Origin of the sequence: Clostridium sp. AN503, from assembly GCF_040719375.1 — a bacterium.
Classification (GTDB): Bacteria; Bacillota; Clostridia; order Lachnospirales; family Lachnospiraceae; genus Brotaphodocola.
The window spans coordinates 2941863-2956875 of record NZ_JBFDTP010000002.1 but is presented as its reverse complement, the minus strand read 5'-3'; the positions used below and the strand labels follow the sequence as shown (position 1 = coordinate 2956875).

The window sequence follows — 15013 nt, the reverse complement described above, 5'->3', positions numbered from 1 at the left end:
TCTGAATGGTTTATTTATAGGATGGATGAGAACCAGTACACCATGGTCACTAACCTCGCCCTGCACTTGCGGCTTGGCCTTGCTAAGTGTTCATAGTATACCATAACTGAAAACAATTTTCTTGTAAAATGTAACACTGGACTTGAAAGGGTGGTCAGATCAAAGACCAAAAAGTGTGAGATTACCAATAAAGAAAATTCAATGATTGCCATAATGCGAACGGCACTGGGCAATGACAATGCAGTCAGCTTCTATTTTGTAGACAATCCGGTTGGCGCTGTCAATCCTGCGGCTCCACCAACCGGAAAAATTACCTTTCAGCGGTTCCGGCTTGCCAAGGCCGGTATAGTGATTCCTTGAGATATCCTGTAACAGGAGATTAATGCGTTTTAATATCCGCTTGTCCTGGGTTTGCCAGAATAGATAGTCATCCCAGCCTTCCTGGAGAAATAGCAGATTAGTCATCAGACAGTTCCTCCAGTTCATCCATATTCTTCCTGATCGTCTGGGAAACACCATGCTCATATGCTGCTATGGTCTTTTGCAGGCGCGCCTGGTTTTCAGCAGAGTAAAACGGATCAAGGGTCAGGCTGAACGGAAACCCGTTGCACCGGACCGTGGATTTTAAAAACATGGTAATGGCAGTTGACGTGGGGATGCCAAGACTGGAAAAAATCTTTTCTGCCTGTTGTTTCAGTTCAGCATCTACGCGAATATTAATGGTATCAGTTTTGGATGCCATGGAAACACCTCCTCCTTTTCTTTCTTTTAGTATATGACATACTGATATCAATGTCAATATAAAAGCATTACATTGTACATACAAAAATGAGATTTTCATTACGGTTCATTACGGTGCCGATGTCCCATGCCGATGTCCCATTACCGCTGAAAAATTCGGACTTATAAAAATTACTCTGGACGGATTCCATCCTCAGTGCTATACTGGTAAAGAAGATTTTTATACATGCAAAATGAGGGAGCTCGTGACAGCGGGCTGAGAGGAAGTAATCGAACTTCGACCTTTATAACCTGATTTGGGTAATGCCAACGTAGGGATCATATGCGAAGAAGGCGTCTTTGACGGATCGTTTTAAACGTACCCGGCGGCGTCCTGTGTGAGCGTAAGGTTCGTACACAGGATGCCGCCGTTTTTTTGCTGCCCGTTCAGGCTGCATGAGCAAAGAAGGGAGAACAACATGAGAGAGTACACCACACAGATGGACGCCGCCAGGAAACACATCCTTACGCCGGAAATGAAAGCGGCGGCAGAGAAAGAGCAGATGGATCCGCAGGAACTGATGAAACTGATGGCGGAGGGAAAGGCCATCATCCCCTGCAACCGCCTTCACACCTGCATAGAGCCGAATGCGATCGGTTCCATGCTAAAGACAAAGATCAATGTGAACCTGGGGACCTCGCGGGACTGGAAGGACATGGACATGGAGCTGACGAAGGTCCGCGACGCGGTTTTAATGGGGGCGGAATCCATTATGGACCTAAGCTCCTTTGGGGATACCCGGACATTCCGGAAAAAGCTGACGGCAGAATGCCCGGCCATGATCGGCACCGTGCCGATCTATGACGCGGTGGTCTATTACCACAAACCGCTGAAAGAGATCACCTCCGAGGAGTGGCTTCAGATCGTGGAAATGCACGCGAAGGACGGCGTGGACTTTCAGACCATCCATGTGGGCATCAACCGGAATACGGCAAAGAGGTTTAAGGAAGCGAAGCGCCTGACCAATCTTGTCTCCCGGGGCGGCTCCATCATCTTTGCCTGGATGGAGATGACAGGCCAGGAGAATCCTTTTTATGAGCATTACGACCGGATCCTGGATATCTGCCGGGAATATGACGTGACCCTAAGCCTTGGGGACGCCTGCCGCCCGGGATGTTTAGAGGACGCTTCCGACATTTCCCAGATGGAGGAGCTGATCACCTTAGCGGAGTTGACCAGGCGGGCGTGGGAGAGAGATGTCCAGGTTATGATCGAAGGGCCGGGTCATATGCCTCTTGACCAGATCGCTGCCAATATGAAGATCCAGGAGACCGTCTGCAAGGGCGCGCCTTTCTATGTGCTGGGCCCGCTGGTGACGGACATTGCGCCGGGCTACGACCATATCACGGCGGCCATTGGAGGGGCTGTGGCTGCGGCGGCAGGCGCGTCATTTCTCTGCTATGTGACTCCGGCGGAACATCTGAGGCTGCCGGATGTGAACGATGTGAAGGAAGGGATCATTGCAGCCAGGATCGCCGCCCATGCGGCGGATATCGCAAAAGGCGTAAAGGGCGCCAGGGAGTGGGATAAGGCCATGAGCACAGCCAGAAAGAAGCTGGATTGGGAAGAAATGTTCCGCTTATCCATTGACCCGGAAAAAGCCCGCGCCTACCGGGAGTCCGCGAGGCCTGAGAAGGAGGATACCTGCTCTATGTGCGGGAATTTCTGCGCGGTAAAGAATATGAACCGGATCCTGGAGGGGGAGATCGTGAGCATCTATGACGAGTGATGGGGCAAGAAAGATAAAAGAAGGCCAGGCACAGGATAGATAAAAATCAGGAGGACAAGCCCATGAAAATAAATACGATCAATACAAAGAAGATCGTGGTCAGCGGTATGCTGACCGCATTAGCGGTATCATTATCCACATTTTCCATTCCGATCGGAGCGTCAAAATGTTTTCCGATCCAGCATCTCTGCAACGTGGTCGCCGGAGTATTTTTAGGACCGGTATACGGTGTGTGCATGGCATTTTGCACTTCCCTGATCCGCAATCTGATGGGGACCGGGAGCCTTTTGGCGTTTCCGGGAAGCATGGTGGGGGCGTATCTTTGCGGGATTCTGTATAAACACACAGAAAAGCTTGCCTTTGCCTATGCAGGCGAGGTGTTTGGGACCGGTGTGATCGGCGGGATCCTGTGTTTTCCGGTTGCGACCCTGATCATGGGAAAGGAAGCCGCGCTGTTTGCCTATGTACTGCCGTTTCTGATGAGTACGGTATGCGGAACCGCCATGGCGGTGGTACTGATCGGAGCGCTTTATAAATCCGGGGCGATGGATTATCTGGAGCATATGCTGGAGAATGGCGCGCGGGGAGAAGCGAGATGAAAGGGGGGACAGGAAACAGGCGTTGGTGGAATGTGTTTTCCCAGATCCAGAAACAGCAGCCGGTCATCCACTGTATAACCAACTATGTCACGGCAAATGATGTGGCAAATATGCTCCTGGCAGCCGGCGCTTCTCCCATCATGGCGGACGGAATCAAGGAGGCTCTGGATATCACGGATATCAGCCATGGCCTGGTGCTGAATCTGGGGACGTTAAAAGAGAGCGCCGTGGAAACGATGGTGACCGCCGGACGTCGGGCGGTGGAGCTGGGACATCCGGTGGTGCTGGACCCGGTTGGCGCAGGGGCGTCCGCATTCCGGAAAGAAATGGCTCTTCGCATTTTAAGGGAGGTTCCCGTAACCGTCATACGTGGAAATGCCTCGGAGATCCGGGCGCTTGTGCAGGAACGCAGCTTTTCCCGCGGAGTGGATGTGGACCAGCGGGAAGCTCTCACGCGGAAGAACCGACGGGAAACGGTGGATATGGTAAAGGAGCTCTCCCGTCAGACCCGTGCGGTGGTCGTTATGACCGGGGCTGCGGACCTTGTGGCAGATGAAAAGCAGGTTTGCTTTATAAAAAACGGAACTCCGTTTATGGGGAGGATAACCGGGGCAGGCTGCATGATGGATGGCGTGCTGGCGGCGGCGCTGGCGGCGTTGCGGATGCATGAAGGCGCCGGGGATCAATTCTGGCAGGTGGTTCAGGCGGTGGCGGGCGTCGGCATCTGTGGGGAACTTGCAGAAGAAAAGACTGTGCGGGCCGGAGGCGGGACAGGCAGCTTCCGGATGCATTTTATCGATGAGATGAGCCGCCTCACGGATGAGGCTGTGAGCCGCCGGATACGGCTGGAACATGACTTTGATCTGGAGGTATACGCAGTGACAGACCGGGCATGGACCGGAGAGAAGACACTTTTGCAGCAGTTGGAAACGGCGCTGAAAGCGGGTGTGACCCTGGTCCAGCTCCGGGAGAAGCATATGGATGAGGCAGAATTTATAGAAGAGGCGAAACAGGTAAAAGCGCTGACAGATAAGTACGGTGTCCCTCTGATCATCAATGACAATGTGAAGGTGGCACTGGCCTGCAAAGCCGCCGGTATCCATGTGGGGCAGGAAGATCTGGAAACTGGTGAGGTAAGGCAGATCCTTGGTCCGGATAAGATCATCGGCGTTACGGCAAAAACCGTGGAGCAGGCGAAACGTGCTGAGGCTGCGGGAGCCGACTATCTGGGGTGCGGGGCGGTATTTGGCTCATCCACCAAATCAGATGCAAAACCCATGACGATGGAACGCTTAAAAGAGATCACCTCTGCTGTGTCCATACCGGTAGTGGCGATCGGAGGCATCCATGCCGGGAATGCGGGGGAGCTTGCCGGCACTGGTGTGTCCGGCGTTGCGGTCGTGTCCGGGATCTTCGGCGAGGCGGATATAGCCGGGGCAGTGAGACAGCTGAAGGAAACGGTGGCCCATAAGATCATAGGCGGGAACTCCACGGATCCTTTGCGCAGAAAGGTACTTACGATCGCCGGTTCTGACTGCAGCGGAGGAGCCGGCATCCAGGCGGACTTAAAAACCATGACGGCATTGGGAGCGTATGGCATGAGTGTAATCACAGCCCTGACGGCCCAGAATACCACCGGCGTCTACGGGATTGCAGACGCTGCGCCGGAATTTGTGGCAAAACAGCTGGATTGTGTTTTCACGGACATCTGCCCGGACGCGGTCAAGATCGGCATGGTTTCCAGGAAGGATATCATCACAGCGATCGCCGCAAAACTGAAGGAGTATCATGCGAAAAACATTGTGCTGGACCCGGTGATGGTCTCTACCAGCGGAAGCCGTCTGCTGGCGGAGGACGCAATGGATGCTTTGGCGGCGCAGCTTCTTCCGCTTGCTGTCGTGATGACGCCGAATATCCCGGAGGCGGAGCTGCTTTCGGGAATCCGGGTGGAGACAGAGCGTGAAATGGAACAGGCGGCGCAGCTTATCGCGGAAAAATACGGCGGTGCGGTCCTGGTCAAGGGCGGCCATCAGATCGGGACCGCCAATGATGTGCTGTACCGGGACGGAACATGGACCTGGTTTTACGGGGACCGCATTGACAGTCCCAATACCCACGGGACAGGCTGTACCCTGTCCTCTGCGATCGCCTGCGGGCTGGCGGAAGGAAGATGCGTGGAGGAGAGTGTGCGTCAGGCTAAAGCGTATTTATCCGGGGCATTGGCTTCCGGGCTTGACCTTGGCAAAGGGAGCGGACCGCTGGACCACTGCTATAAAATAAAGGGTTAAAGGGTTTTTAAGGCTTGACAAATTTATCTTTGGATTATATAATCAGCCATAACACATGAATATAGACTTAGCGATGACAGGAACAAGTACCAGCCAGAGCCCCACACAGAAAGCAGCCGGCAGATGAGAGGCGCGTGGAAGACTGACGGGGAATACCTCCTGGAGCTTCACACCGAACGGTGCTCTGCGCAGATTTTTGACAGAGCAGGCCAAGTAGGCTGTGACGGTTATGCAGCACCCGTTATCCTGCTGGAACATCATGTACCGGTCTGTGAAGACAGACGGAAGCAGGATGCCCGCTAAGGCAGATGGTGAGAGCCGTCTGTGAACTTAAGGTGGTAACACGAGATAGAACCTCGTCCTTTTGAGATATCGATTGATATGTCAGAGGATGAGGTTTTTTGATTCGTAGGAAATTATGTCCGATGAATCAAAACTTAAGCCGGCCAGGACAGGCTGGTCAATCAACGAAAAGGAGAATGAAAGATGAACTGCTACGAAGAACTGGTAGCCCGCGGCCTGATCGCCCAGGTTACAAATGAAGAAGAGATCAAAAAGCTGGTAAATGAAGGAAAGGCAACCTTCTATATCGGTTTTGACCCGACGGCGGACAGCCTGCATGTGGGGCATTTTATGGCCCTGTGCCTGATGAAGCGCCTGCAGATGGCGGGGAACAAGCCGATCGCCCTGATCGGCGGCGGTACCGGCATGATCGGCGATCCGTCCGGAAGAAGCGACCTGCGCCAGATGATGACCCCGGAGACGATCCAGCATAACTGCGACTGCTTCAAGGAGCAGATGAGCCGTTTCATCGACTTTGGCGAGGGCAAGGCGATGATGGTGAACAATGCGGACTGGCTGCTGAACTTAAATTACGTGGAATTCCTCAGAGAGGTAGGCGCGTGCTTTTCCGTCAACAACATGCTGCGGGCCGAGTGCTACAAGCAGAGGATGGAAAAGGGCTTAAGCTTTTTAGAGTTCAACTACATGATCATGCAGAGCTACGATTTCCTGGAGCTGTACCGCAGATACGGCTGCAATATGCAGTTCGGCGGTGACGACCAGTGGAGCAACATGTTAGGCGGTACGGAGCTGATCCGCCGCAAGCTGGGCAAGGACGCTCACGCGATGACCATCACCCTGCTCCTCAATTCCGAGGGCAAGAAGATGGGCAAGACCCAGTCCGGCGCCGTATGGCTGGACCCGAACAAGACTTCCCCGTTCGAGTTCTATCAGTACTGGAGAAATGTAGCCGATGCGGATGTGCTGAAATGCCTGCGTATGCTGACCTTCCTGCCTCTTGAGCAGATCGATGAGATGGATAAGTGGGAGGGAAGCCAGCTTAACACCGCAAAAGAGATCCTTGCCTATGAGCTGACAAAGCTGATCCACGGCGAGAAGGAAGCTGGGAAGGCGCAGAACGCGGCCCGCGCGCTGTTTAGCGGTCAGGGCAGCCTGGAGAACATGCCGGGCCACCAGCTTGTGGAGGAGGATTTCACGGACGGAACCATCGACATCCTGTCTGTCCTCCAGAAATCCGGCCTGGCTCCGTCCCGCTCCGAGGCAAGGAGAAATGTGGAGCAGGGCGGCGTTTCCGTGGATGGAACCCAGATCAAAGACATCAAGGCCGTATTTGGAAAAGATGTATTTGCAGGAGACGGAGTTGTTGTGAAACGAGGCAAGAAAAACTTTATGAAAGTAACTCTGTAAAGATGAGGAAAGCCCTGCCGGAGAGCGGGGCTTTTGCTTTAGGAGCATGATCGGGGAAAAACGTAAAAATATAGAGAAACTTTTATGGATTGGACTGGAAATATGCGGCTGTTTGTATTACAATAAGTAGTAATTAAAACTATATAGTAAAGGGGATACTTTTATGGGAAAGAAATTGGACAAGGCGCTTAAGGCCGGGGCAGTCCTGGCCGGTACTGCGGTTGTGGGCAAGGTGGTTTATGACAAGGTGAAACAGAATGCCGAGCAGAAGGAGCAGGACGACCAGAAGCTTCTTTTGACCGACCGGGATTATACGGACAACCATGCTTATCTGGTGGGCGGCGGTCTGGCCTGCCTGGCTGCTGCGGCATATCTGATCCGGGACTGCGGGTTCCCGGGGGAGCAGATCACCGTGTATGAGGGGATGCATATCCTTGGTGGGAGCAACGACGGCATCGGTACGCCGGAGAAGGGATTTGTGTGCCGCGGCGGGCGTATGCTCAACGAGGAAACCTACGAGAACTTCTGGGAGCTGTTTCGGAGCATTCCGTCGCTGGAGCAGCCGGACCGCAGCGTGACCGAGGAGATCTTAAACTTTGACCACGCCCATCCCACCTGCGCGAAAGCCAGGCTGGTGGACCGGGACGGCTACATCCTGGATGTAAAGAGCATGGGCTTTAACCATCAGGACCGGATGGCCCTCTTAAAGCTTCTGACCACGGACGAGCGGAAGTTGGACGATATGACCATCGAGCAGTGGTTTGCGGACGATCCCCATATGTTCGAGACCAACTTCTGGAATATGTGGCAGACCACCTTTGCTTTCCAGAAATGGAGCAGCCTCTTTGAGTTCCGCCGTTATATGAACCGGATGATCTTCGAGTTCAGCCGGATTGAGACCCTGGAGGGTGTGACCAGAAGCCCCTACAACCAGTATGACAGCGTGATCCGCCCGTTGGAGGCGTATCTGCGTGACTTTGGTGTGAATTTTGTGGAGAACTGCACCGTTACGGATATTGATTTTGAGGACGGGGAGGGGATCACGGTGAAGACCCTTCATCTGGATTACGGCGACCGTCAGGAGACCGTGGAGCTTGTGCCGGGAGACATCTGCATTATGACCAATGCATGTATGACCGACTGTGCGACGCTGGGCGATATGGATACCCCGGCCCCGGCGCCTGAGCTGCGCCCCATATCCGGAGAGCTGTGGGCGAAGGTGGCGGCGAAGAAGCCGGGCCTTGGTAATCCGGAACCGTTCTTCAGTAAGGAGCATGAGACCAACTGGCAGAGCATCACCGTGACCTGCAATGGAGATAAGCTTCTGAAACGTATCGAGCGCTTCACGGGCAATGTTCCTGGTAGCGGCGCGCTGATGACCTTCAAGGATTCCAGCTGGAGGCTGAGCAGCGTGGTTGCCGCGCAGCCGCATTTTGTGAACCAGCCTATGGATCAGACGATCTTCTGGGCTTACGGATTATATACAGATCACATCGGCGATTATGTGAAGAAGCCCATGAAGGACTGTACCGGCCGGGAGATCCTGGTAGAGTACCTGCATCATCTGCATCTGCCGGAGGAGGAGATCGACGACCTTTTAGAGACGGTAGTGAATGTGATCCCATGCTACATGCCATATGTGGATGCACAGTTTGAGCCGCGCAAGATGAGCGACCGTCCGCAGGTGATCCCGCAGGGTTCCACCAATTTTGCTATGGTCAGCCAGTTTGTGGAGATCCCTGACGATATGGTATTTACAGAAGAGTACTCGGTGCGTGCAGCAAGGCTGGCGGTCTACGGGCTGATGGGCATTGACAGGAATGTGTGCCCGGTGACTCCTTATAACCGGGATCCGAAGGTACTTTTGAGAGCATTGAAAAAGGCTTATCTGTAGATTGAGAAGGGTACGCGTACCGCACCGTTTTGGCGGGGGAGGGCGGGGGCTGCAGGGACAGCTGGCAGCTCCGGTTTCCTCGGCGGTGGGCGCTAAGAAGAAAGAGGCGGATATGATTGAGGACCGCGAAAGCTACAGCGAAATCTTGATGATTTCGCCTCCGCGTTCGCTTTGCTCCGGGTGTTGTACACCCTGCGCAACCTCAACCATATCCGCCTCTTTCTTCTAAGCGCCCACGAGCCTTGAAAAAGTCGCTGCCATCTGTCTCTGCAGCCCCCCGCCCTCCCCCGCCAAAACGGTGCGGTGCGCTGACATTCTCTGCCACCACAAAAAAGCAAAAAACATGTTCTGTCTTCAGTTTTACTTCGGCCATTAAACACTGACAACATTTTACGGCAGCCAGTCCTGGCAGCGGGGAACTACAACTTCTTTAACGAAGGCTTCTACATCCCGCATTTTTTCTGCAACCTGCGGGATGTCCAATGATTCTATAATCTGATCCATGAGCCTGGTGCCCTGGGCTGCCAGGTCGGCTCTCTGCGCGGGAGTGTCTGCGCGGGGGGTGGGAGCGTGGTCACGGGGATCGCCGAAATAATAGCCATATCCGCCGGACTGATAGGAGAGGCCGGATAAGAAGCTGTCAAAGGGTTTCACCGTGGATTCCCACGGGATGGAGAAATCTTCGCCGATCTCCGGAGTCAGCGGGATATCCTCAAGGCGGCCCATGACATCGTAGCCAGCGTAGAACAGGCTGTTTATCACTTCAAAACCATGCGGGGCCGCGGTGGACAGCGCCTTTGACAGTCCCATGATCATGTCCAGATACAGGATCGGGACTTTTGTCTCATCGAAGAAATCACGCATGACCGGGGAACAGGTCATGTGTGCAGGGCCGTGAAAGCTGACATAGATCTGCCGCTTGAAGCCCTGACGCAGCAGGGATTTTGCGATCTCCATCAGATAATCGATCCCGGAACGGACGCTTACCTGGACCGTACCCCGGCCGGAGGCGGTTGCTCCGGCATAGAAATAAGGAAGATTGGTCAGGACCAGGGCGTCGGTCTTTTCTGCCATTTTGAGTGCAAAGGCTTCGGATACTACGGTCTCGCAGTCAAGCGGCAGACCTCCGTGCATTTCCACGGTGCCGACGGCTACAATGATCAGGTCGTTTTTCTTTAAATATTCTTCCACTTCGTGATTGGTGAGCTTTGATAAAATTCTGGTTCTCAATGTAGTATGTACCCCTTTCTATTTGATGTACCCGAGCAGCTTAGGCAGTCCCAGGGAAATTTGGGGGAATGCCAAAAACAGCAGGGTGCAGATGACCATGGCGCCAACAAAAGGCAGCAGATCCCGGATGCATTTCTCTGCTTTGACCTTTCCTATGTTGCAGCCCAGGATGATGGCGTTTCCCACAGGCGGCGTCACCAGCCCTATGGCGCATGCCATGATAAAGACGATGCCGAAATGATAGGGGTTCACGCCCAGGGAGGTGACGACCGGAACGAGAACCGGAGTTAGCATGATGAGCAGCAGCCCCATATCGATAAAGCAGCCCAGCACAAGGACCATCAGGACCAGCAGGAAGATCAGCAGGTTTGCGTTACTGGTCAGGGATAAAAGCCAGGCGGCCAGTTTTGACGGGCCTTTTAAGTAGGAAAGCATGTAGCGGAAGCAGGAGGCGGTGGCGATCGCAGCCATGACCATGGTCATGCTGTCCACACAGTTTAACATTCCCTTTAAAAATTTCTTCCAGTTCATGTTCTTGTAGATCACCATGGTGACAAACAGCGCATATACTGCAGCCAGGGCGGCGGCTTCCGTGGCGGAGCAGATTCCGCAGGTGGTCCCCACGATGATGATGACCATGGCGAACAGGCCGAACAGTGCATCCTTGACCGTTTTTATATTTTCTCGTAATGAGCGCTTTTCGCTGACCGGATAGCGCCGCTTCTGTGCAATGAGGATGGTCGGGACCATTAGGGCCAGACCCAGCAGGATGCCGGGGATATAACCACTGATGAACATGGTGGTTATGGACAGTCCCGCGTTGGCATAGATGCAGTAAAATATCATATTCTGGCTGGGCGGGATGATGACGCCCTGCACGGAGGAAGTGACGGTAACTGCCACTGAGTAGCTGTCGTCATAGCCCTCCTCTTTCATGGCCGGTATCAGCATGGCTCCAATGGAGGAGACATCCGCCACGGAGGAGCCGGAGATACCGCCGAACAGCATGCTTACCAGGATATTCACGATTGCGGTGCCGCCGCGGATGCGTCCCACCACAATGTTGCAGAACTGGATGAGCCGGGCGGAGATGTCTCCGTCGGACATGATCTGTCCCATGATCATAAAAAACGGCACAGCCATGAATGTAAAGGTGCTCAGCCCTGTTGCCGCGGCGGAGAACAGGTTGTAGAGCGGTACTCCCAGATACAGGGCCGTGAAGAACGAGGATAGCCCCAGTGAAAATGCTATGGGAATACGGATGAGGATGAAAAAGATGATCAGGCCAAACAGCATGATCAGGCCGATTGCGTCTGTTCCGCTCATGCGTTGCCTCCTTTCTCTGGTTGGTCGGCGCCGATCAGTACGCCGATCAGATTGACCAGGCAGAAGAATGCACTTAAGATGCCTCCTGCCATGACCGGGATGAATTTAAGTCCCTGGGACCAGCCACTGGCAGGCATGGGTTTGGGCCAGTACTGCTGGGTAAGCTTCAGCCCGTAGTAGCCCATCATTGCCAGGAACACACCCATAAGGATATGCCGGGTGATGTCTGCCGCCTTTTTTAGGGCAGGAGGAAACTTATCGTATACACTGCTGATATGGAAATGGTTGTCATTCCACACATTGAACATGATGGCCGGATACGAGAACCATGCCAGGACCATCAGGATGATCTCATCGGACCAGCTCCAGGGTTTATTGAACACATAGCGCAGGACCACCTGGCAAAAGGCCAGGACCAGCATGATGAGCATCGTGGCGATGCAGTAATATTTCTCCCATACCAGAAGCCGGTCCACGGCACGCCGGAATTTTCGGTATTTTTTCACTAGAATCTCACTTCCTCTCAGGATTAATCAATTGCTTTAATGCGCTCCAGCATTTCAGAATAGTCCGGGAACATATCGTAGACAGACTGGCAGGCTTCCTGGAACGAAGCGGTATCTACATCAATGAACTCACATCCCGACTCAACTGCTTTTTTCTCAAACTCTTCAATATTCACGGCTACATCATCAGAATTCTTTTCAAGATATTCGTCCAGGCACTCCAGGAAGACAGTGCGCTGAGCCTCGGTCATGGCATCGTATGCTTTCTGGCTCATGATATACATGCTGACATTGAGCTGGTGATTGTCGCGGGTGTAATATTTGGCTACTTCGTAATGCCCGGACTGGTAATAGCTGGACGGGTCATTTTCTGCAATATCGATCACGCCGGTCTGCAGTGCCTGGAATACCTCTCCGTATGCCATGGGAGTAGCCACACCGCCGAGGGCTTCCACCATTTTGATCACGACTTCTGATTCCTGAACACGGATTTTTTTGCCTTTTAAGTCTGCAACACTATTAATCGGTGTTGCTGCATAAAAGCTGCGGAAGCCGCTGGGCTTATTGTCTTTGTTTCCGCCGGAGAAACGCAGGCCCACAAATCCGTGATCCTGGCACCTGGCAAGAAGATCATCGCCCACATCACTGTTCAGAACACGGTAGCAGTGTGCATTGTCCTTATAAAGATAAGGCAGGGTCAGGACTCCGACTTCCGGTACTGTTGCCTGGAGTGCGGATGCGTTGACTCTGGTAAACTCGATGGTCCCGGCCTCGATCCCGCCGATAACAGAAGCTTCGTCGCCTAAAAGTGCATCCCCGTAGAATTCAATTTGGACTGTATTGGCTGTACGTTCAGCCACTTTTTTGCAAAATTCCTCAGCGTTGATTCCGACGCTGGAAGTGGACGGCTGATTTTCTGCAAACTGCATTTTGACAGTGGGAGCGTCTGCAAATGCGTCTGTGCCCGCTTCACTGGATGCCGGACCGTCGCCGGAGACGTCGTATTGGCCAGAGGTTTGTGTTTGAACAGTCTCGTTTTTTACAGAACTGGCGGCCCCTCCCGAACATGCCGTGAGGCCAAGGACAAGTGCTGCGCTGAGTAAAAGTGTTTTTTTCATGATGTTCCTCCTTGGGTATTGTATAAAATGGTTCGCACAGAACCTTTACTGATATAATCAGGATATCATTTTTTGCCATTTAATATCTAGGATAATTGTGATGAATATCTTGCAAATATTGATGAAATATGTTAAATTTAACTATAATAGGCGGAAATATATGAGAGATATGATGAAAAATTGCCATTCAAACAAGAAGCATCTGGTTGCAAAAATGGTGATAAATATTGCAAATAATGATATATGGGAGAGAGAGTATGGATTTCAATTCTTATACGGATTTTACGATACCGCTGCCGAATGATGCATTAGAATGGGACCGTGCGAATTTACTACATTTTTCCGATATGATAAAAGGAAAGATTATATTTCACAGCCATGTGTTTTATGAATTTATACTTATCACAGAGGGTCAGATCTCTATTTCTATAGAGGGAAACCAGTTCTCACTGTCGAAAGGAGCGCTGATATCGATTCCGTTTGGGATGACCCATTCTACCAGCGTACTATCAGAGGACAGCCGGTACAGCCGCACTATACTACATGTGTTTCCCGAGTATCTTTGGTCTACACTGGAAAAGGAAGGGATGGAACGGGGGCAGTTTGATTTTTTAAAGAAGCCGTTTGTGATCAACCAGGAGGCAGTCCGTGCATGGGGATTTGAGACCATGCTGGAAAAGGTGGATTTTGCCATGTCTTTAGAGGAGCCTTACCGGGAGGCTATGACAGCTTCTCTGCTTCGGGAGATGCTGATCCTGTTCCGGCATATTGTCACAAAGCAAAGAGCGGTGATCCTGCCTATGGCTAATAAGACAGTAACGCTTGCCATTCGTTATATCAGCCGTCATTACAGGGAACCGGCTCTGGAGATTGAGGAGGTAGCAGAAGCGGTCCATGTGAGTAAAGGGCATTTGTCACGGATATTCAAAACCTACACGGGGATCAGCGTTTATACCTACATTATGCGGCTGCGTTTGGAGGATGCAAGAATGATGCTGTTTACTGGAAATGGGATCATGGACGTATGCATGAAATGCGGATTTTCCGAGTATACCAGTTTTTTAAAAGCATTTAAAAAAGTATATGGGACCACACCCAAGGAATTTCGTGATACAGCCAGAAAACAGCTGGCAGATTATTCAACAAACTGTTATGTGGAGTCCTGAAATACATCACGTGATCGCCGTGTCCTTTCATATAATCGCTTCACAAGGATCACTGTGGAGATCGTAAAAAAGATCTCCAGTGCGCTGCTGACGATCCCGGCCAGCCAGAGTAAGGCCCCGGAGACCAGGGTGATAACGATAAGTCCCGTAAGGTACCGCCGGTAGGCAGATGCATTTTGACGGCAGAGTGCGATAACGATCAGGTACAGGCTGCACATCAGGCAGACTGCCGCCATGAATGCAAATACAATATGCAGAAAGGATTTAAACGGCAGGGCTTCCGGCAGATAGGGGGTTGTGATGGCAAAGGTGAGGAGCACTAGGGAGAGCGGGATCAGCCACATCCCCTTGGGGCGCTTCTCCATGCATGAGACGATCTTTCGCAGGCACCAGAAAAAATAGATGCCTACGCATAGCCCCCACAGGACAAATTCGCCCTGGCGTCCTGCAAGGTTCCCGATCACTGAAAAATTGGTAGTGAACCAGTCGCTGCCCTCCACGAAAAAAATAGTGTAGGCAGGAATGAAAAAATAGGCAATGATACTGATGAACATAGGGAAACCTCCGGTGGTCTGAACAGGTTACTGCAGCTATACAAAATTATCTTGCTAAATATTCTGGATTTATATACAATAACAGATAGAATCAATCTGAAAAGAGAGGCGT

General features: G+C 52.3%; 14 protein-coding genes, 1 pseudogene and 1 riboswitch. Of the genes and pseudogenes, 8 read left to right on the top strand and 7 right to left on the bottom strand.

The window, feature by feature from the left end:
- Positions 1–198: 198 nt before the first annotated feature.
- Both AB1I67_RS21045 and AB1I67_RS21040 read right to left on the bottom strand, forming a co-directional pair.
- Entirely contained in the window at positions 199–465 is a 267-nt protein-coding gene (locus AB1I67_RS21045; protein WP_367032212.1) for a Txe/YoeB family addiction module toxin, read from the bottom strand.
- Complete coding sequence (locus tag AB1I67_RS21040) at positions 458–742, bottom strand: type II toxin-antitoxin system RelB/DinJ family antitoxin (protein WP_367032210.1); 285 nt, start codon at positions 740–742, stop codon at positions 458–460. The genes AB1I67_RS21045 and AB1I67_RS21040 overlap by 8 nt, the downstream gene beginning before the upstream one ends.
- 224 nt (positions 743–966) lie before the next feature.
- A riboswitch (TPP riboswitch) is annotated at positions 967–1078 on the top strand.
- A 121-nt stretch (positions 1079–1199) separates the two neighbouring features.
- Here AB1I67_RS21040 and thiC point away from each other — a divergent pair.
- From thiC to AB1I67_RS21005, 7 genes and pseudogenes are all read left to right on the top strand, one after another.
- Positions 1200–2510, top strand: coding sequence for a phosphomethylpyrimidine synthase ThiC (gene thiC / locus AB1I67_RS21035; RefSeq protein WP_367032208.1), 1311 nt, complete (start codon positions 1200–1202; stop codon positions 2508–2510).
- Positions 2511–2572: 62 nt separating this feature from the next.
- Positions 2573–3109, top strand: coding sequence for an energy coupling factor transporter S component ThiW (gene thiW, locus AB1I67_RS21030; RefSeq protein WP_367032207.1), 537 nt, complete (start codon positions 2573–2575; stop codon positions 3107–3109).
- A pseudogene (thiM, locus tag AB1I67_RS21025) lies at positions 3106–4548 on the top strand (hydroxyethylthiazole kinase); the annotation flags it as partial. The gene thiW and the pseudogene thiM, both read left to right, overlap by 4 nt.
- 60 nt (positions 4549–4608) lie before the next feature.
- Positions 4609–5397: a bifunctional hydroxymethylpyrimidine kinase/phosphomethylpyrimidine kinase gene (thiD, locus tag AB1I67_RS21020; protein WP_367032675.1), complete on the top strand. Its 789-nt coding sequence runs from the start codon at positions 4609–4611 to the stop codon at positions 5395–5397.
- Positions 5398–5520: 123 nt separating this feature from the next.
- The gene (locus tag AB1I67_RS21015) at positions 5521–5700 is read left to right on the top strand and encodes a hypothetical protein (RefSeq protein ID WP_367032206.1); all 180 of its coding nucleotides are present in this window, start codon (positions 5521–5523) and stop codon (positions 5698–5700) included.
- 183 nt (positions 5701–5883) lie between these two features.
- On the top strand, positions 5884–7107 hold the full coding sequence (tyrS, locus tag AB1I67_RS21010) for a tyrosine--tRNA ligase (protein ID WP_367032205.1): 1224 nt from the start codon (positions 5884–5886) through the stop codon (positions 7105–7107).
- Between the two features lie 163 nt (positions 7108–7270).
- The gene (locus tag AB1I67_RS21005; protein ID WP_367032204.1) at positions 7271–9001 is read left to right on the top strand and encodes an oleate hydratase; all 1731 of its coding nucleotides are present in this window, start codon (positions 7271–7273) and stop codon (positions 8999–9001) included.
- A gap of 390 nt (positions 9002–9391) precedes the next feature.
- Here the strand turns inward: AB1I67_RS21005 and AB1I67_RS21000 are convergent, their stop codons facing one another.
- Genes AB1I67_RS21000 through AB1I67_RS20985 form a run of 4 tightly spaced genes read right to left on the bottom strand, consistent with a single transcriptional unit; the run spans position 9392 to position 13181 of the window.
- Positions 9392–10231: a creatininase family protein gene (locus AB1I67_RS21000; protein ID WP_367032202.1), complete on the bottom strand. Its 840-nt coding sequence runs from the start codon at positions 10229–10231 to the stop codon at positions 9392–9394.
- 18 nt (positions 10232–10249) lie between these two features.
- The gene (locus tag AB1I67_RS20995; RefSeq protein WP_367032201.1) at positions 10250–11557 is read right to left on the bottom strand and encodes a TRAP transporter large permease; all 1308 of its coding nucleotides are present in this window, start codon (positions 11555–11557) and stop codon (positions 10250–10252) included.
- Positions 11554–12063 carry a TRAP transporter small permease gene (locus AB1I67_RS20990; RefSeq protein WP_367032199.1) on the bottom strand — a complete coding sequence of 170 codons (510 nt, stop codon included), beginning with the start codon at positions 12061–12063 and terminating at the stop codon, positions 11554–11556. Before AB1I67_RS20990 ends, AB1I67_RS20995 begins: the two co-directional genes overlap by 4 nt.
- A gap of 23 nt (positions 12064–12086) precedes the next feature.
- Positions 12087–13181: a TRAP transporter substrate-binding protein gene (locus AB1I67_RS20985; RefSeq protein ID WP_367032198.1), complete on the bottom strand. Its 1095-nt coding sequence runs from the start codon at positions 13179–13181 to the stop codon at positions 12087–12089.
- Positions 13182–13438: 257 nt separating this feature from the next.
- Between AB1I67_RS20985 and AB1I67_RS20980 the strand changes: the two genes are divergently transcribed.
- Entirely contained in the window at positions 13439–14347 is a 909-nt protein-coding gene (locus AB1I67_RS20980; protein WP_367032197.1) for an AraC family transcriptional regulator, read from the top strand.
- Here AB1I67_RS20980 and AB1I67_RS20975 read toward each other — a convergent pair.
- Positions 14332–14901, bottom strand: coding sequence for a hypothetical protein (locus AB1I67_RS20975; RefSeq protein WP_367032196.1), 570 nt, complete (start codon positions 14899–14901; stop codon positions 14332–14334). The genes AB1I67_RS20980 and AB1I67_RS20975 overlap by 16 nt on opposite strands.
- Positions 14902–15013: the final 112 nt, after the last annotated feature.

What these genes read in the sequence shown, in the direction of transcription:
- AB1I67_RS21045 (WP_367032212.1), bottom strand. Translation starts at nt 465, where the DNA reads ATGACTAATCTGCTATTTCTCCAGGAAGGCTGGGATGACTATCTATTC.
- AB1I67_RS21040 (WP_367032210.1), bottom strand. Translation starts at nt 742, where the DNA reads ATGGCATCCAAAACTGATACCATTAATATTCGCGTAGATGCTGAACTG.
- thiC (WP_367032208.1), top strand. Translation starts at nt 1,200, where the DNA reads ATGAGAGAGTACACCACACAGATGGACGCCGCCAGGAAACACATCCTT.
- thiW (WP_367032207.1), top strand. Translation starts at nt 2,573, where the DNA reads ATGAAAATAAATACGATCAATACAAAGAAGATCGTGGTCAGCGGTATG.
- AB1I67_RS21015 (WP_367032206.1), top strand. Translation starts at nt 5,521, where the DNA reads ATGAGAGGCGCGTGGAAGACTGACGGGGAATACCTCCTGGAGCTTCAC.
- tyrS (WP_367032205.1), top strand. Translation starts at nt 5,884, where the DNA reads ATGAACTGCTACGAAGAACTGGTAGCCCGCGGCCTGATCGCCCAGGTT.
- AB1I67_RS21005 (WP_367032204.1), top strand. Translation starts at nt 7,271, where the DNA reads ATGGGAAAGAAATTGGACAAGGCGCTTAAGGCCGGGGCAGTCCTGGCC.
- AB1I67_RS20995 (WP_367032201.1), bottom strand. Translation starts at nt 11,557, where the DNA reads ATGAGCGGAACAGACGCAATCGGCCTGATCATGCTGTTTGGCCTGATC.
- AB1I67_RS20985 (WP_367032198.1), bottom strand. Translation starts at nt 13,181, where the DNA reads ATGAAAAAAACACTTTTACTCAGCGCAGCACTTGTCCTTGGCCTCACG.
- AB1I67_RS20980 (WP_367032197.1), top strand. Translation starts at nt 13,439, where the DNA reads ATGGATTTCAATTCTTATACGGATTTTACGATACCGCTGCCGAATGAT.
- AB1I67_RS20975 (WP_367032196.1), bottom strand. Translation starts at nt 14,901, where the DNA reads ATGTTCATCAGTATCATTGCCTATTTTTTCATTCCTGCCTACACTATT.